The following is a 21,379-nucleotide window of genomic DNA, read 5'->3' on the forward strand; positions in this document are numbered from 1 at the left end:
GCCCTGGGTTTTACCTTCGATGCTGATATAACATGGAGTTGGCATGTGTATGCTCCTAAATAGGTTGGTTAAACGAGATAGCACTCAACCAGCCTTAGCAGCGACCATGCCACTTTTTTGTTCTGTTATTTATCAGCCACTTACCGCTCGCCCAACACCCCGCCCACTAAGCCCTGAGCAAACTTTCGCTCAAACTGCGCAGATGCCTTGGTAAAGGCTGCGCACGCAGTGATTTAATCTGCATGATGAGCAATACGTTGCGCATCACAGCGCGATCCTTCTATCAAGCACTTATCTATACGTAGGTGGCGTTTCGAGTGGGACCAGGCTCACACTTACAAAACTTGGCCTTAACTGTCCGTTTTCGGTGTGGTACTCAGTAGGGCATGTAGTACCAACTGGGAACACACATGGAAACGACCAACCGTGATGACACCAAACTGCGCGATAAGCTCAAACACCTCCATGGTGCGGCACATGATCTAAAAAACAAGCTGCTCAAGTTTGGGTTTGTTTCCCGAACCGACTTACTGCAAACGGTGCAGCTCTGTAGCGTTCTTCTTCGTAACGAACGGCGGCTAAGTGCTTGGCAAATTCACGGTGAAGCGTCTAAGCCAACCGACTTACCTCCGTTTGAATCAGAAAAGGGGCACTATGTAAATTGCCCTAAGATCCTGATGCCTGCTCGCCTATATCTACGACTGGCCTACTTAGACTTCCGGCAGCAACGGTATGAGCAAGCATGGGTCAACCTCACCCAAGCCAGCTATTACATCGGTGTTGTCGATACTGCTTTTTACTTCCTCTCACTAAGCAAACAAGCACAGGCTCAACGGGGAGGAAACAAACTGTTCGAGGTTAAAGCACGAGCCCGAGAATTGCTTACAGAACTGCAGCCCAGTGGTAAGACAGCAGAAGGAGGCTTTAAAGGGTGGAACAAAGATGTCGACGCGGCTGCAAATGCCATCGCTAACAAACTGATAGAAGAAGTTAAGCTAGGTCAGCTTCGCTGGGGAAAAAACATCACGCCTGAAGACCAAGACGAACGAGAAGCCTACTTCACAGACCTCTCAGGTAAAGCACCCAAGAACCTCAAGCGCTGGCTCAAGCCTGGCGGCAGTTTACATTACGACTTTAAGCACAAAGATACCGCCCGCCCACCGCCAACTGTGCGTTCTGAAGCTGAGTTCTGTGCATGGTTGGATAGCTTCTCGGTCAGCCCGATGAGCATAAAAGCCTCACAGGCTAGCAAAGAGCATATTCCGGCGACGAAACAGTCCAGCGAATACTGGGACTGGGAATAGACCCTTGGTTTTGGTGGGTGGGGCCCTCTTGAATCCATTGAGTGGCATGTGAACCCGCAGGAAAGGGCTGCTAGCTTAGGAAGCCTCGCAAGGCTTCCTTTCGAACCATCACTCGCCTAGCAAGTTTTCCAGCTCACTGTCACTCCAGCAAAGGTGCTTCCCTAGACGGCGATTCTTGGGGCTGACATACACCCGGCTGCGCACCCGACCAGGCTTGGCCTGGGCTTTGCTCGGGAGCTCTCCACGAAAGAATACTCTACCTGCGCCCCCTTTCGGCCCCACCCCGGTGGGGGGCTTCATGTACAGTTCCGGCTTGGTCATATAGTCGATGGCCAGTTCGAGGTTTTTGCGCAGCTTACCGTCCGTGTAGTGGATCAATCCTATCCCTACCTCCTTGTAGCTGCGCTTGTGGTAATTGCAGTTGTAGTACCGTCCCAGCTCACCAGTCAGCTGTACCCAGTAGTCCCCAATCTGCTGGGCGATAACAACATCCTCACGTCTCTCGGAGCCGTTGTAGATGAACATGCAGTGCAAGTGAAAACCCGCCCCTGAAGCAAACTCCAGCTTAGCCGCATACCCTACAAAGTCATCAAAGATACGGTTGTTCTTTCGGTTGTTCAGGAGTCGGCGAAACTGGCCGAGCAGCGGGTCTGGGGAATGACGGAGCCTAGGTGGTCTCCGCTCCTGATAGTGCAAGTCAATACGTAGTACGAGCAGCTTCTGATGCCGCTCAAAGAGCGCATCAATATAACGGAGCAGGCTAGCACGATTCTTCTTGGGCCCCAGCATAAAGCGGTGTACAGCTTTACGATGCTCCGGTGTGCTGAGCTTCTCACGTAATAGCGTTACGTACTCTTGGAGCCCTGCCTCCAACCGCTGTCTTGCAGCAGGGTGCAACGGAGCCGGTAACCGAAGCAGATCGACCAATTCCGCAGGCACCGGGTAGCCGAGGAATGTTTCCAGGTCAGGATGCAGTCGGAACTGTCTCATTGTCCTTAGCAGTGTAGAAGCCTCCAGCATAGGCTTTAGCCACTTACAAACGCGTTTAAACTCTCGATGCTCCCAAGCCTTTGGCTCTGTAGGCAGGAGATGACACAACGCTTTGGAGAGCTTCTGAGCGCTCTTCAACGCGGTGCTAACCAATAGGTCTGGACCGGCCTGATAATCCTCCCATTCTGAACTATGTGGAATAGCATGCAGCGATTTACGCGCTGCTTTATCTGCGCTCATATATGGTCCTCATGCTTTTAATGCGCATAGCTTACCCAGGGCTGTAATAAGTACAGCCTGTGTGTAACGTGTGATTGTATTACGGCACTGTGGGTGCCGATATATGCCGTGTGGCAGGACTGCTATTAGATAGACACAGGTATAGAGATTAGGTAGATATCAAATAAACCCATATAGCTCTTGCTCTTGACGTCTGTAAATTACAGGCGGCCATATTCAATATGGCAAGCCTAGCCTTGCTTTTTGCCTACGCTGTTACTATTCAAAGTTAAGTGTTGACCAAGCAGCTATTGTTGCGCCCCTCCAACCATGCGTCGATCTCATTACTCATCCACCCGACAACCATTCTTCCCAGCCTTTTCTTGGGAGGGAATGTACTGTCGAAGCGAGGGGATTTTGGATTGGTCCAGTCATATAGGGTCGAGCGAGAGATACCCAATTTTTCTGCGACTTCTCGAACTCTGAGTAGCTTGTTTTGGCTGTGATTTGACATGTGAGCTTCCTTCACGTTTGATGATGAGAAGGAGGGTAACGAGACTTTTTCGGTCACGCCAGCAGGCTTTTTCCCCAACCGGTTCAGGACGAAATTAAAGTGAAAAATGCACAAGTTAGGGTTCCAAACACCTACATACAAGTTAGTAAACCCCTGCGATTACCTGTGCTGTAGAGCATTTCACGGGGGAGAAGCCCGGTGTATGGGGTCGTCACCGTAAGCGTAGACAAAGGCATGGGATGTGGAACGCCCCCCGCTGTTTAGCTGTAACTAAAGCCCCTTACAAGCAGCAATCGAGATCATGTGACGGGCCTCTCGGCATAAAGGTGTAGGAAATAGTCGATGTGAAGTCCGATAACGCAAAGCCTTTACATTCTATATCTACCTAGCTAACAGGGTAGGTAATCACAGCCTATTGACTGTCAGATACCAAGTGGCTCGTTTCTATTGGCATTGCAGCTAATACATTTGTGCTTCTGTAAATATTTACGGATAGGCTATTGTAGCCTGCTCTTGCCTTAGTTGAGCTTCACGTGTCTTTATATAGGAGCAAGTGTGTCAGCAATATCCCCCATGAATCTCACCTCGAGCATATCTCAAACACATATTACCGCCTGACGAATATGGGACACCGATCCCGCTACATCAGGAGACCCGTCATGACGAATTTAACCCTTCCCTTGAGCCAATTCTGGCCACTTACTTTCCTCCACCCATCAATGCCCTTTCTCACACCCAGCTCATCAGAACCACCACGGGATAGCGCTCACATAACGCTCTCATTTCAGCTTCAAAGGCTGGCATTGAGTCAATAGGTCAGGCCCTTATGACTCACACGAAATCGGCACAATTTTCAGGTCAATAGGGTTTGTTTGGGGCTTTTGGCTGGTGGCGTCAGTGTACCCTGCCCTATTGACCAGGAGGAGACCATGGCACTGGTGGGTTATGCACGCGTGAGTACCGTCGGGCAGAGCCTGGATACCCAGCTTCAGGCACTGGCTGAGTGCAGTACGATTTTTCAGGAGAAGGTCAGTGGGGCCAGGGACGACCGCCCCCAATTGGCCCAGCTACTGAACTTTGTGTGTGAGGGGGATGTGGTGCTAGTCACCAAGCTCGATCGCTTGGCTCGCAACACCCGTCACCTGTTGGAGATCTCGGAGTACCTGCAAAGCAAGCGGGTGGCACTGAGGATTTTGAATCTGGGGATCAACACCTCGACCCCTACCGGCAAGCTGATGCTGACCATGATCGGCGCTATCGCCACTTTCGAGCGAGAGCTGATGCTGGAGCGGCAAGCCGAGGGGATTGAGTTGGCCAAACAGCGGGGGGTCTACAAGGGACGCAAACCGACCGCCATGGCCAAAGGCAATGAGGTGCTGGCGTTGCTGGCGCGAGGGCTAACCAAAGCCGAGACCGCCAGGCAGGCGGGGATCAGCGTCTCCAGCGTACAGCGCATTCTCAAGGCAACTGAACAATAGACAAGGAGAGAACACCACGAAGACCAGCTCTATACCCCACATACCTGCCGAGCTTCACCTGATGCATTGATGGGGCTTTGCACTTCAGCCCGGCAACCGACTTCCCTTATTCCCCCTCTACACGACGGCTAGCGCGTTGGCACTGGCAGGGGGACCTTTTATGCACGATTGAGGAAATACCATGAAACGTTACTTTGTTATCGCTGGCCTGCTTTTTCTGGCCCTGACCATCAACATTGCCTGGACCGGCAAAGCTCCTTGGCTTGGATTCTGGGGGCTGACCGCCACCTTCGTGTTCGGCACGCTTTTTACCGGGGTTGGCATGTGTATCGGGGAGTGGTTTCGCCGCTTTACTCACCCGGACTGGATCTCGACCAGCGGTGCAGTCGAGACCTTCAAGGCCAAGATATTTTGGCTGATGGGGCCACAGGCCATCGGGGCGCTGATTGGCTTTTTCGCCTTTCAGGGCTTTATGAACAACATTCTCGGCTATGCCGTGTAAGGAGTGCGGGATGCATCGATGGACAATAGCCCTGCTGGGCTTACTGCTGACGCCTGCCGTACTGGCATTTGGCGACCATGGCCGCTGGAACGATGGCTGGGGTCAGGGGGTGACGGAGTATTCGGCAACGGTCGACGATGAGACCTATCTCTATCTCTCGTGCCAGATGGGCCAGCTTAATGGCATCACGCTCAATCAGGCAGGACAAGCAGCTACAAACAACGTCAGTTTGCGCATCAATGGTCATACCTTCCCGCCGCTGCCGAGCATGGTGGCAGGTAATGACAGCAAGGCGTTCTATGACATGTGGGCCGCGCTGCGCTCAGCCACGTCGCTGCAAGCCATCACCCAGGATGGCCGCACCGTTGAGCTGCCGGTAGCGGGTGTACAAGAGACCCTACCTGCTGCGACAGATGCCGCTTTCGGTTGTGCCTTTCCTGCTCCGGAGCCTGAGCCAGCTGCCGCCCCCTTGAACTTTGAGCTTCGAGTACAACAAGGCGTACTGCAGGTCGTGTCTCGTAATGACCCTGTCACGATTAATGACATCACCATCAACCGTGGCCAGTGTCAGTTGGACCGAGAAGTGCCGAGCAATGATTGTGTCAGCGGTCGTGTGAAATGGAGTACTTGTCTCGACAGTAAAGGCAGGCTGAAGCCAGAGTACATCAAGCGGCAGATTTTCCCTGTTGCAATCAACTTTGGGCAGCAAGCTCGGTTCACTATCAAGTCAGCATCACAGTGCCGGGTACTGGAGGTGGTTATTCATACCGACCGGGGAGACGCTGGTTACACCTTCGAATGAGCCAGACTCCACTTCGCTATGCCCGGTCTCGTACCGGGCTTTTTGTTTTCTAAAAGGAGCACAGATGCAACCTGGTGACCATCTGGTCGTAAGCCGATGGGGCTATGACCATCACGGCCTCTACGCGGGCAATAACCAAGTCATCCACTATACCGGGCCTTTCTCGAGTGAAGGCCCGGTGACTGGGCGGATTATTGTTTCATCGTTGGAGATATTTACAGGCAATAGCGACTGCTACCGGCGTGAATACAGCCACCGTTACTACAGTCCGAGCGAAAGCCTGGCGCGAGCACGTCAACGGCTGGGAGAGCGGGCCTACAACCTGCAGTTCAACAACTGCGAGCACTTCGTGACCTGGTGTATCCAGGGTGTGCATAACAGTGAGCAGGTTGACCAGGCGTGGAGTACCGTCCTGCTAGCCATCACGCTTGCACAAACGCCCCTGCCGTCGATCCCCACTACCGTGCCTACGTTCCCCGCACTACTCGCACCGCTGACGAACAAGCTACCAACCTGGCTTCTGCCCTGGCGACTGCGCTAGCCCCAACCCTTTATTCGGAGAACACCATGACCATTCCCTTTTTCCGGGACGGCTTTGCCCTGCCCGTAGCACCAGCCCTGTTGGCGCTGCTTGAGCAAGAGGTCACCCACACCGCGCTCGACCTGGCGCGTCTGACTCAGCTCACCTTCAACTTTCGCAACCCCAGTTACACACCCGAACAAGGCGGCGTGCACCCGGTCGAGCTCCGTCTGATACGTGGCCTTGATGGCTGGCTGTTCGATTATGTCACCGACTTCAGTTACCAAGGGCTGGGGCAGGATGCCGAGCTCAACAAGGAGCTTGATTTCAACTTCCTCGATGGTGAGCACTATCTGCAGGGATGGGGACCACTGCCTCCAACAGAAGCCCGTGAACTCTTTCACATGTGGCAAGGCGCTTTCCTCGCCTACGCGCAGTTGGACTTTTTTACCGTCACCGTCAATGCTGATTGAGGAGCGCAGATGCCCAAACAACCGATAGCCGTTGAGCTGGAGGCCATCAATCGAGAGGGAGAGATACAGGTGGTACGTGACAGCTGCCTGACGGTTCAGGGCTATAGCGTCTACCTGCGGGCCGTCGAAGCCAGCGGACTGGCCCTAGCCACCTGGGTCGCTGACTACGACACCATAGGACCGGCTTACGTACTGGCCGAGCGCTTGAGCCAGGCGCTGGCCATCCCGCTCACCGTGCAGGTCCCCGGTTCGTTGATCCCGGTGAAACGAGCCCCTACTGCCGGAGCAGGAGCAAAAGCCACCACCAAGGCCAACTGAACTACCCTCAAAGTGAACCAACAACCGCTCTACCTTTAACCCCGACATGCTTCATGCGTGCCGGGGTTTTGTTTATTTGGAGAATTCCACCATGCGTTACCACAAACTCAAAGCCGGGGAATGCCCCGGCACCTATGTCGTCACTGAGCCCGTGACCGAGCAAGACCTGCTGCGTATCGCCAACCAGATTGCTCGCAAGCGGCTGGCCAAAGGCACTGCCATCACCAGTACCACAGAGGCCGCTGAGCGGCTGCAAACCCTGTTGCAGGACCGAGAACACGAAGTGTTCGGGGCACTGTTCCTTGACTCCCAGCATCGCGTGCTGGCCTTTGAGGAGCTGTTTCGCGGCACCCTCGACAGTGCCAGCATCTACCCTCGAGAAGTGGTCAAGCGGGCCTTGTTGCTCAACTGTGGGGCCATCATCGCGGTGCACAATCACCCAAGCGGTGACCCTGAACCCAGCCACTCTGACCGAGTCTTCACCCAAGCCCTCAAAGAGGCCTTGGCGCTGGTCGATGTGCGATTGCTCGACCATCTGGTGGTCGGCGCTGAGGGCGTGGTCTCGATGGCCGAAAGAGGTCTGCTATGACTCTCACACCTGGTAAGTCACACCTCACCGCCCTCGACATCCTCCTCGAGCTGCGCTGCTGGCTTGCTGACAACATCGAGATGCAGGCCGAGCCTGCCATCGTGGCTCACATGCCTAACGGTTACCTGCTCACCCAGAGCGATTGTGTCGTGGCCATTGATGCACTGCTGCATCAGTTGCGCCATTAGCCGCGCCAAGAAGGGACAAGCACCATGCGATTACCCAATCCCTATTCCCAGGAGGAAACCCTCGAGAAGCTGCGCCATGGCCTGACAACCGCCTGTAAAGAGGATGCGCTGACGTTGCTGGAAAAGGCCGTCACCAAGGCCCGTGACGACGAGGGTTATGCTAGGCAGTTTGAAGAGACCTTGCTGCACGGTTCTACCGTTGAGATCCGCGAGTGTCTCAACTGTTTTGGTGACTACTTCGAGCGATCCCGAGACGCACCGCCCTATTACCCGCACCACGATGCCGTCAACGGCATTGATTGTGCGCTCTACGCCATCCTGTTCGCTCTAGCTCACCCCGACACACGCCAAGATAACCAATAACGAACAGTCGATCGCCCAATAACATGCATGCCGATCACGTTTCCACCCAATAACCTGGATCATCAGGTCCAACACCATGATCCGGATATTCCGATCCCCCCAACAAGGCCACCTCACTACAGGTGGCCTTTTGCATTTCAAGGAGTCATCCCCATGTCTGCCTTCATAATTGACCGCAAGGACTATCTTGCCTTTGCTGTACAGTTACAGCGCTTTTGCAATGCCCCCATGCCACCGCACTACACCCTTGAGTTGCTGCGCGCCCTCTGGTGGAACTCACCAATGGATGTCACCAGTACCTGGACGTGGCGGGTAGACCGGCTGGTGCGGCTGATGATGCTCGCCAATCGGCGGGCGGTCTGGCATCGCTATCAGTTAGGACGCCAGCAAGACCAGAAGGAACCACGCCAGCGTGGCTCAACCAAGCTGGGATCGCTTAAACCTGCCCACCGTTACCACCAGGCACCACTCACCGATGCTGAACTGGTGGCGCTGTACAAATTTACCTGCTGCGCCCTATACCAATCGAGCGAATGGACCGGGAGCCCTGAGCAAGCTCCCCGGTTGATGAAGGTGATACAGCAGTTGCAACAGGCTCTCGCACAAGACGTGCTAACCCGGCTGTCACTGTGGGAACAAGCCCCTTGGGGAGAGATGTGATGGCTCTCTCCATCACCCTGACGATGACAAACTCGCCACCGAGCTCAACCGCCCAGATAGCCCAACGCATTGCCGATGACATGGCACACCTGCATCACCGTCTCGGGGATGGGGTCAGCGATGAACTGGGCATCAGCATCAGTTACCTCGTTGAACAGTTTGCGCTGCTGGCAACGGCTTACCGAGCACCTGCAGAAAGGGAGAAACAACAATGATTGAGTTCAACGACAGCTTTAGCCAGGCCGCCGTAGCGGAGGCCATGTGTGCCCATCCAGCACTCGCCAAGCTCATCAGTCAGCAGTTGATGCTGCCGGGCTTTGCCTATGCCCACGATGTAGAGGGGCGGCGTATTGGTGGCCCGCTGGTAGCCCCCAATCCGGTGCTGCACAAAACCTCGTTCTTTGTCAGTCCACGGGATATGCGTGAGCACCTGCCACGAGAGATTAACTTCGCCCGCTTTCGCTGTGCCTGTAATGCAGCGGGTCAGCCGGTCGGTGAGTGGCAACGGGTAATTATCGGGGCCTACGTCAACCACGGTAGTAATGACAAGCCGGATTGGAGCAGTCACACCTGAGCCACGGCCACCAGCACACACAAGACCCCATACAGCCCCTCGGAGTGAGGGGCTGTATGCATTTTAAGGAACCCAACCATGCATGACCTGCGAGATTGCAAGACCCTGTCCGCTCGGCAGATAACTACTGCCATCGGCCAGCTCAACCACAACACCGCACCGAAGATAATGACCCATCTGGCATTGCGGGCCAGGCAGCCGCCCCCGCTCGGTAATGGCCGTAGCAGAGCCAAGGCCCTCAAGCTGCTGCGCCGGGCCAAGAAAGCGCACAAGGCAGGCCGTATCCCGTTTGAGCTCACCGTGACCGGTTGCCGCATCGACCGAGGCAGCCATCAAGCAGACCGTTACTACTACGACCGCACGCTACTGGCCCAGGGCTGGCAGCAATACGATACCGAGGAAGACGCCTGGTATTTCGGCATCTGGATTAACACAGAGAAGCTGGAGACCTTTACCTACGCCGAGGGGGATACCAGCCATGTGATTGCGCCAAACGTCGAGGCGTTTCGTGCCGAGCTGGCGCGGCTCTACCAGTACTACCCACAAGCCCCGGCGTTTATCAGCATCGATCCGGAGGCGGGCGTTGTGACCCACCACTTTGAAGCCAAACCGGAGGTGTGACATGGCGAAAAACATCACCATCAAGGTACCAGGCAAGCATCCGCAGACCGGTGAGCTCACTACCTTCGAGCTCAAGGGCCAGCGCATGGATATCGACATCGGTGGCCAAGCCGTGCCCTTCCTCATTCACGGGAGGGGCATCGGCACCTCACTCACCCACATCCCGAGCGGCTATCGCATCGCGCTGCTCGGCAGTTGGCTCACTGCGCGTTATGCAATACCTGAAAATAAGCCCAGCAGAACAGCCTGTGCCCAGATGGCCATCGACCGGCTGGTGGCTCAATACGGCTCGCGGCACCTGCTAGACCGGCTCAATTGCAAGCCGGTGCTCAATGAGACGGCTGACAGCGCTCGTTGAGGTTCCACTGTCTCGTTCATCCACAAACAGCATAAAGGGCCAGCCCTTGGCATCATTGGAGTCACCAAACATGACCCTTCTTATCACCGGGCTTGAGGTGCATCGCTATGCTCCCGAGCTTAACAAACTGCATCTGCGCAATCAGCAGAAGTTACCTGCTCCCGCATCACCACCATCAAGGAGGCCAAAGCCCGGTTGTTTGACCGCTGGCAACCGGGCCACCTGGTGTAAATCGCCACCACCCAGCCCTACATACACGAAAGTGATCACTTTGGCGTGCCTGAACATGGATCTTCATCTGCTATCCGGTTGCCGGTGAGCCTTCCCCACCAGCATCTCCTCACTACGTTTAAATGAGCGCACGCACACTTAAGACCCAAACCACTGGCCCCAAGTAGGTCACAATGGCAAGATAAACCTCGGATTTTTTCAAGCTGAAAAATGACCCAGCCTTTCCTACACAACTAAGCAACTTGGGCATAGGCCGGTGTGTCATCTTTAGCGCCAGATGTGACGTTTCTAGTTGTAAAAATGGCTCCAGTCACCGAGTACCCGACTGGCATGATGCCATGTCTTACAACAAGCTCACCCAAGCCCGCGTTCTGTTACTACCCACATAAATGAGCGGTGAACTCACGGTGTAAATCAAGGAGTGAAAATGAATCGAGATCAAGCCCAACAATTACTGCAAACGGCACTAGCGAACCCTGCTGCCGAATTTCGTGATGGCCAGTGGGAAGCCATCGATGCGCTGGTCAATCAACGGCAGAAACTGCTTGTTGTGCAGCGCACTGGTTGGGGGAAAAGCTCGGTTTATTTTATAAGCACCAAGATTTTTCGCGACCACGGTATGGGACCTACCATTATTGTTTCGCCTTTGCTGGCTCTGATGCGTAACCAAGTTGATGCCGCAGTTCGGTTGGGGCTTGAGGCTGTTCGCTGGGACTCAACAAATCGAGAAGAAAGACCGGATATACTGCGAAGACTGCAAGCTAATGAAATTGATGTGCTTTTTATCCATCCGAAGCAGTTTTCTAATCAAGAATTTCTGGATGATGTACTTGCACCGATCTCTGATCGATTAGGTTTGATGGTCGTTGATGAGGCCCACTGCATTTCTGACTGGGGTCATGACTTCATTCCAGAATATAGACTTATCGCCAACATTCTGCGTGGATTGCCAGCTAACACCGGTGTACTGGGTACTACTGCCACAGCGAATAACCGAGTAGTGGCAGATATTCAAACCCAGCTTGGCAATATCCTGATCCATCGCGGCCCGCTGAACCGCGAAAGCCTAGCTCTGCAAACTATTGTGCTGCCTGATCAAGCCTCGCGTTTAGCGTGGTTGGCCCAAGTGATACCGACTTTGCAGGGTACGGGTATTGTCTATACATTAACGGTGCGCGATGCCGAGCAAGTAGCCCAATGGTTGGGCGATAACGGCATTGATGCCAAGGCTTACCATGGTAGTGTTGAGGCAGATGGCTTTGAGAACAGCAATGCTTACCGCCAACATCTGGAGGATCTGTTACTCAGTAACCGACTTAAGGTTTTGGTGGCCACCACCGCTTTAGGGATGGGTTACGACAAGCCGGATTTGAGCTTTGTTATTCACTATCAGGCCCCAGGCTCTATCGTTGCTTACTACCAGCAGGTGGGGCGTGCCGGACGTGGTATTGATCACGCTGTAGGTGTCTTGATGTCGGGCGTGGAAGATCAGGATATCCACGAGTTTTTCAGGTCATCGGCGTTTCCATCAGAAGCCCATGCCAATCAGATTTTACAGGAGCTGGAAGACAGCGATGGCCTTTCACTGCGCGATCTCGAAGAGCAAACTAACCTGCGTAATGGTCAGATTGAGAAGGTTCTTAAGCTGATGAGTGTGGAAAACCCGGCGCCAGTTATAAAAGACGGAAGTCGTTGGGTCAGAACGCCAGTACACTACCAAATGGATCATGCCCGTATCGCGCATCTAACAGGACAACGGATTCAAGAGTGGGACGAGGTTCAGGCATATCTGGCTGATATCGGCTGCAAGATGACCTTTTTGCGCCGAGCACTGGATGACCTTGACCCAACTCCTTGTGGCAAATGTGCATCCTGCATTGGGAATCCGGTTATTAATCAGACAATTGAACCTGTATTAGTACATCGTGCAGGTACATTTCTCAAGCATGCTGAAATCCCTATTGAACCGAAAGCGCAGGTCGCTTCCAATGCTTTTGTCCAATATGGTTTTAGAGGTAACCTACCGCAAAATCTTCGCGCACAAGAAGGACGTGTGTTATCGCGTTGGGGGGATGCAGGTTGGGGGCGTATGGTTGCTGACAACAAACATGCAGGACGCTTTAGTGATCAATTAGTGGAGGCTATGGCTGAAATGATTCAGGATCGTTGGCTGCCCAATCCGGCGCCGCAGTGGGTTTGCTGTGTGCCGTCACGTAATCATCCAGACTTGGTGCCCGATTTTGCCCGTCGCTTAGCCGCTCGGTTGGGGCTGCCGTTTAGAGATAGCATCAGAAAAGTTAAAGACAATCTGCCGCAAAAAGGCCAACAAAATCGCTTTCATCAATGCCGAAACCTGGATGGGGCATTTGAGGTGACCCCACTTTATAATGGTCAACCCGTTCTGCTTGTAGATGACATTGTGGATTCTGGTTGGACGCTCACAGTCATCGCAGCACTATTACAACAAGCAGGCAGCGGATTGGTATATCCCGTTGCACTTGCTTCTTCTTCGGTGAAAGACTCATGAATTTATCCGGCTCTTTGTCAAAAACAGCCCAAACCACTTTGCTACTTACCAGTTATTTCTCTAAGGCGAGCAGCGAAGATGCAAAACCACTTACTAACGCCGAATGGGGGCGGTTTGCTTTGTGGTTGAAAGAGAAATCATTGACGCCTGCCGATTTATTGGTCACGGACCCGAAGGCCTTACTCAATGATTGGTATGATACTCGGATCAGTGCGGAGCGAATTGTTCTCTTGCTTAAGCGTGGGCATAGTTTGGCGCTCGCCATGGAAAAATGGCAAAGAGCGGGTCTCTGGGTCGTGACTCGCTCTGATACCGAATATCCCTGGCGTTTAAAGCAGCGATTGAAAACTGATTCCCCCCCAGTATTGTTTGGTTGTGGTAATAAAGCTTTGTTGAATGCTGGCGGTTTGGCTGTGATTGGCTCTCGCAATGCCAGTGATGTGGATCTTGCTTTTACTAATGAGGTAGGAACTAAAGCCGCGTTAGAAGGGGTGGCCATCGTCTCAGGCGGTGCTCGTGGGGTGGATGAAACCGCGATGTTGGGTTCCATGAGGCAAGGCGGTATTGTTATCGGCGTAATGACGGATAGCCTATTAAAAGCAGCCACCAGTAGCAAGTGGCGTAGTGGCCTGATGGGGGGCCATGCAGTGTTGGTATCGCCTTTCTACCCTGAAGCCGGCTTCAGCGCAGGTAATGCTATGGCGCGTAATAAGTACATTTATTGCCTAGCCGACAGTTCTCTTGTGGTTCATTCCGGCAAAAAAGGCGGCACACTTAATGGCGCACAAGAGAATCTGAAGAAATCTTGGGTGCCCCTGTGGGTCAAGACGACAACGGACAAAGATGCAGCGAACGCTGATTTGGTGGCCATGGGAGGACATTGGTATGAGGCTAATGCACAAAGTCTGAAGATTTCTGACTTACTGGCAAATAAGGGCAGCATATCGGCACCAGTAAAAGAGGAACAGGCAGATCTATTTTCAATGTCAGCGCAGCCTGAATTGTTCGCTCAACCTGAGTTCGATTTGGCGCAAAATGATTCCAAGATAGAACAAGACATTTCGGCTATTGAGAGGCGATCTGATAGTCCAACGTTGTCTGAACAGGTTGTGGATGTCAATGAGTCATCTATGAGTCCTGTTGATTTTTATCAGTTGTTCACTATAGAGCTTCAACGATGGACAAGATCGCCTGCTACGGTTGAAGAACTAGTTGAGAACAGTGGACTGCATAAATCACAGCTGAATGACTGGTTGAAGCGCGCCGAGAAAGATGGCGTGGTGAAAAAACTTAACCGCCCTATCCGTTATCAAGCTCCAGAAAAGGAATAGAAAGCTAGTTCATTCGGCATCGCTACCCCCTCAAAAAAACCACTAATCTCGAGTAACCGTAGGAAATAAACTTTGCCTCCTTCTGCAACGGCACGACGTACAAAGAGTGCTGTTTGCGCTGGCCAAAAAACAGATAGCAAGAGAGGGCTAGCTGGCTCTCTCTTGCATTAGGCAACATGGGGAGGATAGGTACAGTTATGTGGTCAACGCTGTTCATCAGGCTAGTCCGAGTTGAGTCGTCGACAATGATAATTAGTCTTGTAGGTGTGGGTTCAAATGTGGGTTCAAAACGAAAAAGGCACTATCAATAAAATGATGGTGCCTTTATTTTCAATAGCTTAGCTGTTATGGCTTAGTTCATGCCGTAACGCTTGAGCTTCTTGCGCAGGGTGCCACGGTTGATACCCATCATCACGGCAGCGCGAGTCTGGTTACCACGGGTGTACTGCATGATCACGTCCAGCATCGGCGCTTCGACTTCGGAGAGAACCATATCGTACAGATCAATCACTTCCTGACCGTTCAACTGGGCCAGGTAGTTACGCAGGGCCTGTTGCACAGAGTCACGCAGGGGGCGCTGGGTTGGCTCGGCAGCGTGATTGTGAGTAGTTGTTACCAATGCATCAGAAGTCAGGGTTTGTTCGAACATATTCGGTCGGCTCTTTAGTTATCTTGTTAACCTAATCCATCGAAATACGCTTCGAGTGCCTCAAGTTGCGCGTCTGCGCAATCCAGGGCATTGAAGTGCTTACGGAATTCTCGGCCCGTCTCTTCTTCATCCAGATACCAGCCCACATGTTTACGGGCTATGCGTGCTCCCAGATATGCACCATAAAACCGGTGCAGGTTGGTTACATGCTCGTTCATCAGGGTGCGAACCTCTTCCCTCTCGGGAGGCGGCAGCTTGGTGCCCGTCTCAAGAAAATGACGGATTTCCCGGAAAATCCAGGGTCGTCCTTGCGCAGCTCGGCCGATCATCACGGCGTCGACACCGGTATAGTCGAGGACATACCGGGCTTTCTCCGGGCTGTTGATGTCACCATTGGCGACAACAGGAATCGATACGGCCTGCTTAATCGCCCTGATCGTGTCGTACTCCGCTTCGCCCTTGTAGAGGCAGGCACGGGTACGACCATGCACGGCAAGGGCCGCGATACCGCAATCTTCGGCGATTCGGGCGATCTCCACGCCATTGCGGTTATCCGGATCCCATCCTGTGCGGATCTTCAAGGTGACAGGCACCTCCACTGCATCCACCACGGCCCGGCAAATTGCTTTGACCTGATCGGGGGCACGCAGCAGGGCAGAACCTGCCAACTTCTTATTCACTTTTTTTGCCGGACATCCCATGTTGATGTCGACGATCTGTGCGCCCTGCTCCACGTTGTAGCGGGCAGCAAACGCCATCATCTCGGGGTCGGCTCCGGCAATCTGGACCGAACGCAATCCGCCTTCTGCAGAGTGATCCATCCTCATCCGGGTTTTCTGGGTATCCCAGACATCCGGGTTGGCCAGCAGCATCTCGGAAACGGCCATGCCAGCCCCCAATCGCAAACAAAGTTCACGGAATGGTCGGTCAGTTACACCGGCCATGGGAGCCACAATCAAGGGAGTTTCAAGCGTGTGGGGACCTATCTGCATTCCACGGTTACCATCGGCTTAGGGCGGCGTATATTACGCATTTTTTAGGCAGGAGAAAAGGTTAGTATTTGAGCGTCAGCCATTTTTTTCTGAAAAAAACGTCGCGCCAAGGCTTGCAAATTCTGGAGTTATTGAAAAACGGCCAGATTGCCGGAGAGTGAGCGCTGTACCATTCGGGTCGGACGCCTGCATAATTGTCAGTCCACTTGCAGGCCCGCTTTGCGTTATGATAGCGGGCTTAAGTCGAGCAAATGCTCCAAACATTTATGCAACAAGAGCGGATTGGGGATCTATGACGTCAAGGTTCATTAAATCACTCTGGCCGTGTCTGCTGGGGGCTGTGCTGGGGTCGGTGCAGGCGCAAACCATCAGTTTTGGCGAAGCCTGGACCCGGGTCATCCAGCAGGATGAAGGGCTGGCTGCCGAGCAGGCCGGGGTCGATCGGGCCAAGCAGCTGCGCGAGGCGGCCAAGGACATGTATCTGCCCAAGGTGGATCTGGGGGCCAGCTATACCCATCTTGATCAGCCGATTGAACTTGATGCCCTCGATCTCAATCCGCTGGCCAAGCAGAAGGATCTGATCCTAGCGCTCGGCAGCCTGTTCGGGGTCGGGGCCAACGCATTTGTAACGCCCCTGACCAAACAGAATGTGGTGACCAGCTCGGTCAAGATGCTCTGGCCGCTCTTTGCCGGTGGTCGCATCGATGCGGCGCAGGATATCCGCCAGGCACAGGTGAGCGAGGCGCAGCAGCTGCTGGTGCTCAAGCAGCAATCCACCTTCGAGAGCCTCTCCCAGACCTATTTCGGCGTGGTGCTGGCTGCTCAGGTGGTGCAGACCAAACAGGAGATCGAAGAGGGGCTGGCCCACCATCTGGATCACGCCAAGAAGCTCGAAGCGCAGGGCCAGATCGCCAGGGTGGAGCGCCTCTCGGCCCAGTCGGCCTATGACAGAGCGCGCATCGATACCCAGAAGGCGCGCCGCAGCCTCGAGATCGCCGAGCTGGCCCTCGGCCGCATGCTGAAGTTGCCAAATGCCCAGCCGGGCAGCGGCCTGTTCGTCAACAAGGATCTGCCGCGCCTTGAGGGGTTGGTGAGCCAGACCCTGGAGGTGCACCCCGGTCTCAAGCTGCTCACTGCCAAGAAGGAGCAGGCCAAGGGGCTGATCCGGGTCGAGCAGGGCAAATATGCCCCCGAGGTGTTCCTGTTCGGCAACTACAACCTCTATGAAGATGATTCACTCGCCTCCAAGACAGCGCCGGACTGGCTGGTGGGGGTGGGGGTCAGCATGCCGCTGGTGAGCCGCGATGGCCGCTCCGAGACGGTGCAGGCCGCCAAGAGTGCTGAGTTGCAGGTCAATCTGCTGCAGGCCAAGACCCGCCAGGATCTGGAGTTGCTCGTTGAGAAGACCTGGCGCGAAGCGGCGCAGGGGCTGGAGGAGTATCAATCCCTCTCCTCTACCCAGGCGTTGGCAGAGGAGAACGTGCTGCTGCGGGACAAGGCCTTCGGGCAGGGGCTCTCTACCTCCCTTGATGTGGTGGATGCCCAGAACCAGCTGGCGGGGGTCAAGACCCAGCGCGCGGCGGCGGCTTATCAATATGTGGTGTCGCTGGCTCGTCTGCTGGCGCTCTCCGGCCAGATGAACAGTTTCAATCAATATCAGCACGGTCAGGTGATCGAGGTGAACTCATGATCGCCATCCGATTCGAGCCTTTTTCTATCTCTGTTTCGACCGCCAAGGGTCGCCCGTTTGTCGAGGTGAAGTGATGAGCCATCCCCCCATCAAAAAGAAGATGAGCCAGGGTAAACCGCTGTTGTTGCCGCTGGCGCTGGTGATCCTGGTGGTCTGGCTCGGCTGGCGTTTCTGGCTGGCCTATCAGCCGGAGCCGGTGCATCTGCAAGGGCAGATTGAAGCGCAGCAATATTCGGTCTCCTCCAAGGTGCCGGGTCGTATCGACGAAGTGTTGGTGAAAAAGGGTGATCAGCTGGCCAAGGATCAGCTGGTCTTTACCCTGGCGAGCCCCGAGATCGAAGCCAAGCTGAGCCAGGCCAAGGCCGGTGAGGCCGCAGCGGGTGCGCTGGCGCAAGAGGCGGAGAAGGGCGCCCGAGCCCAGCAGATCGCCGCTGCCAAGGATCAGTGGCAAAAAGCCAAGGCCGCCGCAGCCCTGCGCGGCAAGACTTATGAGCGGGTGGCCAGCCTGCACCGAGATGGCGTGATGCCGCTGCAAAAACGCGACGAGGCCTGGACTGCCTGGCAAGCTGCACGCTACAGCGAAGGGATGGCGTGGCAACAGTACCAGATGGCGTTGGAAGGGGCGCGGGAAGAGACCAAGATCGCCGCCCGCGAGAAGGCCAAGATGGCGGCGGGTTCTGTTGCTGAGGTAGAGGCCTATCTGGCCGATACCCGCATCACCAGCCCCCACAATGGTGAAGTGAGTCAGGTACTGCTGCGCAGCGGCGAGCTGGCGCCGCAAGGCTTCCCGGTGGTGACTCTGCTCGACATGAGCGATGCCTGGGCCCAGTTCCACGTTCGCGAGGATCTGCTGCCCCGCTTCCCGGTCGGTACCGAGTTCGATGCCCGCATCCCGGGCCTTGGCGACCAGACCGTACGCTTCAAGGTGACCCATGTGGCCGTGATGGGGGATTTTGCCACCTGGCGTGCCACCGATACCCGTCAGGGTTTCGATATGAAGAGCTTCCAGGTGGAGGCTCGCCCGCTGCAACCGGTTGAGGGGCTGCGGGTTGGCATGAGTGTGCTGGTTGAACTCTGATGGGACGTGAATTTCGGCTGCTGTGGCAGGATCCGTTCAGCCGTGCCCTGATGAGCTGGGTGCCGCTGCTGCTGATGGGGATCCTCTGCTGGATCTTCTCGGCAGGGCTGGCCCGCGACCTCAAGGTGGGGCTGGTGGATCTCGACCACAGCATGCTCTCGCGCCAGCTCGCCTTCTCGCTGGATGGCTCGGCCGGGCTCAAGGTCGCGCAACAGTTTGACTCCATCGATGCAGGTGCCCACGCCCTGCGCGGTGGCGACATTTATGCGCTGGTGGTGATCCCCAACCATCTGGAGCGGGATGCCCGTCAGGGCACCCAGCCGCAGGTGACGGTGTTCAACAACGGCCAGTTCATTCTCATCGCCAAGCTGGTCAACTCGGCGCTGGCGCAGGTGGTAGGCACCCTTAACGGTCAGGTGGGCGTGCTGGAGGCGATGGCTGACGGCAAGGCGCTGCCCGGTGCGATTGGACAGTCGGTGCCCATCAGCAGTCAGGTCACTGCGCTCTACAACCTCAACTCCAGCTACGCCCAGTTTCTGCTGAGCGCCATTCTGCCCGCGGTGTGGCAGATCCTGGTGGTGCTGTTCGGCCTCAATGCGCTGGCCCGTACCGATCGGCTGGGGCTGGACTGGACCACTCGCGGCGTCTGGTTTGGCCTCTGGCGCACCCTGCTGCCCCACGTGCTGATTGGCTGGGGCTGGGGGATTGTCTGGACGCTGCTGCTGTTCAAGGGCTTCTCCTATCCCATGCACGGTAGCTGGTTGGTATTGCTGGTGGGGCTGGGGCTCGCCTCGGCCGCCTGCGTCACCATGGGGGCTTTTTTCTACGGCATCATCCGGGATCCGGCCCGCGCTCTGTCGCTGGCGGGGGCTTACACTGCGCCCGGTTTTGCCTTTATGGGAGTCACCTTTCCGGTGAGTGCCATGGGGGATTTCGCCCGCTTCTGGCGCAGCCTGCTGCCGGTCTCTCACTATGTCGAGCTGCAGATTGGTCAGAGCAACTACGGTCTGCCCCTCGCATCGGCGCTGCCGCAACTGGGGGCTCTGCTGCTGTTCCTGCTCCCCTTGCTGCTGGTGGTGCGCCGTTACAAGCAGCAGGCCGAGCTGGCCCGTCAATCCGCCGCAGTGGCAGTCGCTGAAAAGGAGCCTGAGTGATGCTGGGATTTGTCGATCTGTTGCGCCTAGAGCTGCGCACCCTGCTGGCGGATCGCGCCATCATGCTCACCCTGTTTGGTGGGGTGATCTTCTACTCGTTTCTCTATCCCCAGCCCTATCTGCATCAGCTGCCGCGGGAAGAGGCGGTGGTGGTGGTCAACGAGGATGGCAGTCAGTTGTCCCGTCAGCTGGAGTTTATGGCCGATGCCACGCCGCAGGTGAAGCTGGTTGCGCGAGCCAATTCGCTGGCCGAGGCGCGTCAGTTGATGATGGCCGGGGAGGCGAGCGGGATCCTGCATATCCCCAACCACTTCTATCGGGATCTGATGCTGGGCAAGAGCGTTACCCTGAGTTATGCCGGTGATGCCTCCTACTTTCTGGTCTACGGTACCATTGCCGAGGGGCTGGCACAGGCCGGCGGCACTCTCGCCGCGCAGGTGAAGGTGGCGCGGCTGTTGAGCCACGGCGAAGCGCTGCCACAAGCGGCCATGGGCTGGAATGCGGTGGCCCTCAACGTGGTGCCGGTGTTCAACCCCACCATGGGTTACGTCAACTACGTGGTGCCGGCGGTGTTTGTGCTGATCCTTCATCAGGTGCTGCTGATGGGGGCGGGGATCCTGGGGGCGACCCAGAACCAGCGCGGCTGTCGCGGCGAGCATGGTTACTGGCAAAGCGCGCCGGTGTTGCCGCTGCTGCTGGCCAGAACTCTGGTGCTGGCGGGGTTGTTCCTGCTGCCGGTGAGCTACTTCCTCGGCTTCTGCTTCGATCACTACAATATCGCTCGTCATGCAGATCCGGTGCAGCTTTGGCTGTTCGCCCTGCCATTCCTGCTTGCCACATGTTGGTTCGGGATTGTGCTGGGTGCCCTCTTTACCCGGCGGGATCTGCCCACTCAGGTGGTGCTGATCTCCTCCCTGCCACTGGTCTTTCTGGCGGGCTTTATCTGGCCGCTCGAGCTGATCCCGGCGCCCCTCAACTGGCTGGCTCAGTGGGTGCCCACTATCCCCACCATCGAGGGTTTTCTGCGCCTTAACCAGATGGGGGCCGACTTTGCCCAGGTTGCCCATTACTGGTGGCAGTTGTGGGGACTGGCGCTGCTCTACGGCGTGCTGGCCTGCCTGCTGCTGCGTTGGCGGCAGCGGTCGTTGCCGGTTGCTGGGCCGTCAGTCGTGCAGAGTGAAACGACCGCCTGTTAAGCGGGATGGTGCAAGCGCCCGTGAGATAGCGTGTGCGGTAAAGCGAAAACGGTCAGCC

At 55.6% G+C, this 21,379-nt stretch carries 25 protein-coding genes; 21 read left to right on the top strand and 4 right to left on the bottom strand.

Going from position 1 to position 21,379, the window contains the following annotated elements; translation table 11 throughout:
• The first annotated feature begins 410 nt into the window (after window positions 1–410).
• Complete coding sequence (locus AB5Y99_RS10435) at window positions 411–1,304, top strand: hypothetical protein (RefSeq protein WP_368209656.1); 894 nt, start codon at window positions 411–413, stop codon at window positions 1,302–1,304.
• Window positions 1,305–1,412: 108 nt separating this feature from the next.
• Here AB5Y99_RS10435 and AB5Y99_RS10440 read toward each other — a convergent pair whose 3' ends face one another.
• Entirely contained in the window at window positions 1,413–2,534 is a 1,122-nt protein-coding gene (locus tag AB5Y99_RS10440) for a hypothetical protein (protein WP_368209657.1), read from the bottom strand.
• 268 nt (window positions 2,535–2,802) lie between these two features.
• The gene (locus AB5Y99_RS10445; RefSeq protein ID WP_368209659.1) at window positions 2,803–3,027 is read right to left on the bottom strand and encodes a helix-turn-helix transcriptional regulator; all 225 of its coding nucleotides are present in this window, start codon (window positions 3,025–3,027) and stop codon (window positions 2,803–2,805) included.
• Window positions 3,028–3,956: 929 nt separating this feature from the next.
• Between AB5Y99_RS10445 and AB5Y99_RS10450 the strand changes: the two genes are divergently transcribed.
• The 16 genes from AB5Y99_RS10450 to AB5Y99_RS10525 all read left to right on the top strand — a co-directional run bounded on the left by AB5Y99_RS10450 (window position 3,957) and on the right by AB5Y99_RS10525 (window position 14,562).
• Window positions 3,957–4,505, top strand: a complete 549-nt coding sequence (locus tag AB5Y99_RS10450; protein WP_368209660.1) for a recombinase family protein — start codon at window positions 3,957–3,959, stop codon at window positions 4,503–4,505.
• Window positions 4,506–4,686: 181 nt separating this feature from the next.
• Window positions 4,687–5,007, top strand: coding sequence for a hypothetical protein (locus AB5Y99_RS10455; protein WP_069554321.1), 321 nt, complete (start codon window positions 4,687–4,689; stop codon window positions 5,005–5,007).
• Between the two features lie 10 nt (window positions 5,008–5,017).
• Entirely contained in the window at window positions 5,018–5,809 is a 792-nt protein-coding gene (locus tag AB5Y99_RS10460; RefSeq protein WP_368209661.1) for a hypothetical protein, read from the top strand.
• Window positions 5,810–5,873: 64 nt separating this feature from the next.
• Window positions 5,874–6,350, top strand: a complete 477-nt coding sequence (locus tag AB5Y99_RS10465) for a lecithin retinol acyltransferase family protein (protein WP_368209662.1) — start codon at window positions 5,874–5,876, stop codon at window positions 6,348–6,350.
• A gap of 26 nt (window positions 6,351–6,376) precedes the next feature.
• The gene (locus AB5Y99_RS10470) at window positions 6,377–6,802 is read left to right on the top strand and encodes a DUF2787 family protein (protein WP_368209663.1); all 426 of its coding nucleotides are present in this window, start codon (window positions 6,377–6,379) and stop codon (window positions 6,800–6,802) included.
• A gap of 9 nt (window positions 6,803–6,811) precedes the next feature.
• Window positions 6,812–7,120 carry a hypothetical protein gene (locus tag AB5Y99_RS10475; RefSeq protein ID WP_368209664.1) on the top strand — a complete coding sequence of 103 codons (309 nt, stop codon included), beginning with the start codon at window positions 6,812–6,814 and terminating at the stop codon, window positions 7,118–7,120.
• Between the two features lie 91 nt (window positions 7,121–7,211).
• Complete coding sequence (radC, locus tag AB5Y99_RS10480; protein WP_368209665.1) at window positions 7,212–7,709, top strand: DNA repair protein RadC; 498 nt, start codon at window positions 7,212–7,214, stop codon at window positions 7,707–7,709.
• Window positions 7,706–7,897, top strand: coding sequence for a hypothetical protein (locus tag AB5Y99_RS10485; RefSeq protein ID WP_368209666.1), 192 nt, complete (start codon window positions 7,706–7,708; stop codon window positions 7,895–7,897). Before radC ends, AB5Y99_RS10485 begins: the two co-directional genes overlap by 4 nt.
• Before the next feature lie 24 nt (window positions 7,898–7,921).
• Entirely contained in the window at window positions 7,922–8,260 is a 339-nt protein-coding gene (locus AB5Y99_RS10490; protein WP_368209668.1) for a hypothetical protein, read from the top strand.
• 153 nt (window positions 8,261–8,413) lie between these two features.
• Entirely contained in the window at window positions 8,414–8,920 is a 507-nt protein-coding gene (locus AB5Y99_RS10495) for a hypothetical protein (protein WP_368209670.1), read from the top strand.
• A complete protein-coding gene (locus AB5Y99_RS10500; RefSeq protein WP_368209671.1) occupies window positions 8,920–9,135 on the top strand; it encodes a hypothetical protein in 216 nt (71 codons plus the stop codon). The genes AB5Y99_RS10495 and AB5Y99_RS10500 overlap by 1 nt, the downstream gene beginning before the upstream one ends.
• Window positions 9,132–9,494 carry a hypothetical protein gene (locus AB5Y99_RS10505; RefSeq protein ID WP_225511090.1) on the top strand — a complete coding sequence of 121 codons (363 nt, stop codon included), beginning with the start codon at window positions 9,132–9,134 and terminating at the stop codon, window positions 9,492–9,494. The genes AB5Y99_RS10500 and AB5Y99_RS10505 overlap by 4 nt, the downstream gene beginning before the upstream one ends.
• A 78-nt stretch (window positions 9,495–9,572) precedes the next feature.
• Complete coding sequence (locus tag AB5Y99_RS10510) at window positions 9,573–10,115, top strand: hypothetical protein (protein ID WP_368209673.1); 543 nt, start codon at window positions 9,573–9,575, stop codon at window positions 10,113–10,115.
• 1 nt (window position 10,116) lies between these two features.
• Window positions 10,117–10,473, top strand: coding sequence for a hypothetical protein (locus AB5Y99_RS10515; RefSeq protein WP_368209675.1), 357 nt, complete (start codon window positions 10,117–10,119; stop codon window positions 10,471–10,473).
• A 658-nt stretch (window positions 10,474–11,131) separates the two neighbouring features.
• On the top strand, window positions 11,132–13,231 hold the full coding sequence (locus AB5Y99_RS10520) for a RecQ family ATP-dependent DNA helicase (protein ID WP_368209677.1): 2,100 nt from the start codon (window positions 11,132–11,134) through the stop codon (window positions 13,229–13,231).
• On the top strand, window positions 13,228–14,562 hold the full coding sequence (locus AB5Y99_RS10525; RefSeq protein ID WP_368209678.1) for a DNA-processing protein DprA: 1,335 nt from the start codon (window positions 13,228–13,230) through the stop codon (window positions 14,560–14,562). Before AB5Y99_RS10520 ends, AB5Y99_RS10525 begins: the two co-directional genes overlap by 4 nt.
• A 352-nt stretch (window positions 14,563–14,914) precedes the next feature.
• Here AB5Y99_RS10525 and fis read toward each other — a convergent pair whose 3' ends face one another.
• Window positions 14,915–15,211: a DNA-binding transcriptional regulator Fis gene (gene fis, locus AB5Y99_RS10530; RefSeq protein ID WP_005309538.1), complete on the bottom strand. Its 297-nt coding sequence runs from the start codon at window positions 15,209–15,211 to the stop codon at window positions 14,915–14,917.
• Window positions 15,212–15,237: 26 nt separating this feature from the next.
• Window positions 15,238–16,203, bottom strand: coding sequence for a tRNA dihydrouridine synthase DusB (dusB, locus tag AB5Y99_RS10535; RefSeq protein ID WP_019445016.1), 966 nt, complete (start codon window positions 16,201–16,203; stop codon window positions 15,238–15,240).
• 292 nt (window positions 16,204–16,495) lie between these two features.
• Here dusB and AB5Y99_RS10540 point away from each other — a divergent pair, with 292 nt between their 5' ends.
• The 4 genes from AB5Y99_RS10540 (at window position 16,496) to AB5Y99_RS10555 (ending at window position 21,321) form a co-directional block, all read left to right on the top strand.
• A complete protein-coding gene (locus tag AB5Y99_RS10540) occupies window positions 16,496–17,893 on the top strand; it encodes a TolC family protein (RefSeq protein ID WP_162519724.1) in 1,398 nt (465 codons plus the stop codon).
• A 73-nt stretch (window positions 17,894–17,966) separates the two neighbouring features.
• Window positions 17,967–18,971, top strand: coding sequence for an HlyD family secretion protein (locus AB5Y99_RS10545; RefSeq protein WP_368209680.1), 1,005 nt, complete (start codon window positions 17,967–17,969; stop codon window positions 18,969–18,971).
• Window positions 18,971–20,125: an ABC transporter permease gene (locus AB5Y99_RS10550; RefSeq protein ID WP_041210389.1), complete on the top strand. Its 1,155-nt coding sequence runs from the start codon at window positions 18,971–18,973 to the stop codon at window positions 20,123–20,125. The genes AB5Y99_RS10545 and AB5Y99_RS10550 overlap by 1 nt, the downstream gene beginning before the upstream one ends.
• Window positions 20,125–21,321: an ABC transporter permease gene (locus AB5Y99_RS10555; RefSeq protein ID WP_368209682.1), complete on the top strand. Its 1,197-nt coding sequence runs from the start codon at window positions 20,125–20,127 to the stop codon at window positions 21,319–21,321. The genes AB5Y99_RS10550 and AB5Y99_RS10555 overlap by 1 nt, the downstream gene beginning before the upstream one ends.
• The last annotated feature ends 58 nt before the right edge of the window (window positions 21,322–21,379 follow it).

It is taken from the genome of Aeromonas sp. R4-2, assembly GCF_040908295.1.
In the GTDB taxonomy this organism is placed as follows: domain Bacteria; phylum Pseudomonadota; class Gammaproteobacteria; order Enterobacterales; family Aeromonadaceae; genus Aeromonas; species Aeromonas veronii.

Bases quoted from the DNA above. Each gene is read 5' to 3' on its own strand.
- AB5Y99_RS10435 (WP_368209656.1), top strand. From the start codon at position 411: ATGGAAACGACCAACCGTGATGACACCAAACTGCGCGATAAGCTCAAA.
- AB5Y99_RS10440 (WP_368209657.1), bottom strand. From the start codon at position 2,534: ATGAGCGCAGATAAAGCAGCGCGTAAATCGCTGCATGCTATTCCACAT.
- AB5Y99_RS10445 (WP_368209659.1), bottom strand. From the start codon at position 3,027: ATGTCAAATCACAGCCAAAACAAGCTACTCAGAGTTCGAGAAGTCGCA.
- AB5Y99_RS10450 (WP_368209660.1), top strand. From the start codon at position 3,957: ATGGCACTGGTGGGTTATGCACGCGTGAGTACCGTCGGGCAGAGCCTG.
- AB5Y99_RS10455 (WP_069554321.1), top strand. From the start codon at position 4,687: ATGAAACGTTACTTTGTTATCGCTGGCCTGCTTTTTCTGGCCCTGACC.
- AB5Y99_RS10460 (WP_368209661.1), top strand. From the start codon at position 5,018: ATGCATCGATGGACAATAGCCCTGCTGGGCTTACTGCTGACGCCTGCC.
- AB5Y99_RS10465 (WP_368209662.1), top strand. From the start codon at position 5,874: ATGCAACCTGGTGACCATCTGGTCGTAAGCCGATGGGGCTATGACCAT.
- AB5Y99_RS10470 (WP_368209663.1), top strand. From the start codon at position 6,377: ATGACCATTCCCTTTTTCCGGGACGGCTTTGCCCTGCCCGTAGCACCA.
- AB5Y99_RS10475 (WP_368209664.1), top strand. From the start codon at position 6,812: ATGCCCAAACAACCGATAGCCGTTGAGCTGGAGGCCATCAATCGAGAG.
- radC (WP_368209665.1), top strand. From the start codon at position 7,212: ATGCGTTACCACAAACTCAAAGCCGGGGAATGCCCCGGCACCTATGTC.
- AB5Y99_RS10485 (WP_368209666.1), top strand. From the start codon at position 7,706: ATGACTCTCACACCTGGTAAGTCACACCTCACCGCCCTCGACATCCTC.
- AB5Y99_RS10490 (WP_368209668.1), top strand. From the start codon at position 7,922: ATGCGATTACCCAATCCCTATTCCCAGGAGGAAACCCTCGAGAAGCTG.
- AB5Y99_RS10495 (WP_368209670.1), top strand. From the start codon at position 8,414: ATGTCTGCCTTCATAATTGACCGCAAGGACTATCTTGCCTTTGCTGTA.
- AB5Y99_RS10500 (WP_368209671.1), top strand. From the start codon at position 8,920: ATGGCTCTCTCCATCACCCTGACGATGACAAACTCGCCACCGAGCTCA.
- AB5Y99_RS10505 (WP_225511090.1), top strand. From the start codon at position 9,132: ATGATTGAGTTCAACGACAGCTTTAGCCAGGCCGCCGTAGCGGAGGCC.
- AB5Y99_RS10510 (WP_368209673.1), top strand. From the start codon at position 9,573: ATGCATGACCTGCGAGATTGCAAGACCCTGTCCGCTCGGCAGATAACT.
- AB5Y99_RS10515 (WP_368209675.1), top strand. From the start codon at position 10,117: ATGGCGAAAAACATCACCATCAAGGTACCAGGCAAGCATCCGCAGACC.
- AB5Y99_RS10520 (WP_368209677.1), top strand. From the start codon at position 11,132: ATGAATCGAGATCAAGCCCAACAATTACTGCAAACGGCACTAGCGAAC.
- AB5Y99_RS10525 (WP_368209678.1), top strand. From the start codon at position 13,228: ATGAATTTATCCGGCTCTTTGTCAAAAACAGCCCAAACCACTTTGCTA.
- fis (WP_005309538.1), bottom strand. From the start codon at position 15,211: ATGTTCGAACAAACCCTGACTTCTGATGCATTGGTAACAACTACTCAC.
- dusB (WP_019445016.1), bottom strand. From the start codon at position 16,203: ATGCAGATAGGTCCCCACACGCTTGAAACTCCCTTGATTGTGGCTCCC.
- AB5Y99_RS10540 (WP_162519724.1), top strand. From the start codon at position 16,496: ATGACGTCAAGGTTCATTAAATCACTCTGGCCGTGTCTGCTGGGGGCT.
- AB5Y99_RS10545 (WP_368209680.1), top strand. From the start codon at position 17,967: ATGAGCCATCCCCCCATCAAAAAGAAGATGAGCCAGGGTAAACCGCTG.
- AB5Y99_RS10550 (WP_041210389.1), top strand. From the start codon at position 18,971: ATGGGACGTGAATTTCGGCTGCTGTGGCAGGATCCGTTCAGCCGTGCC.
- AB5Y99_RS10555 (WP_368209682.1), top strand. From the start codon at position 20,125: ATGCTGGGATTTGTCGATCTGTTGCGCCTAGAGCTGCGCACCCTGCTG.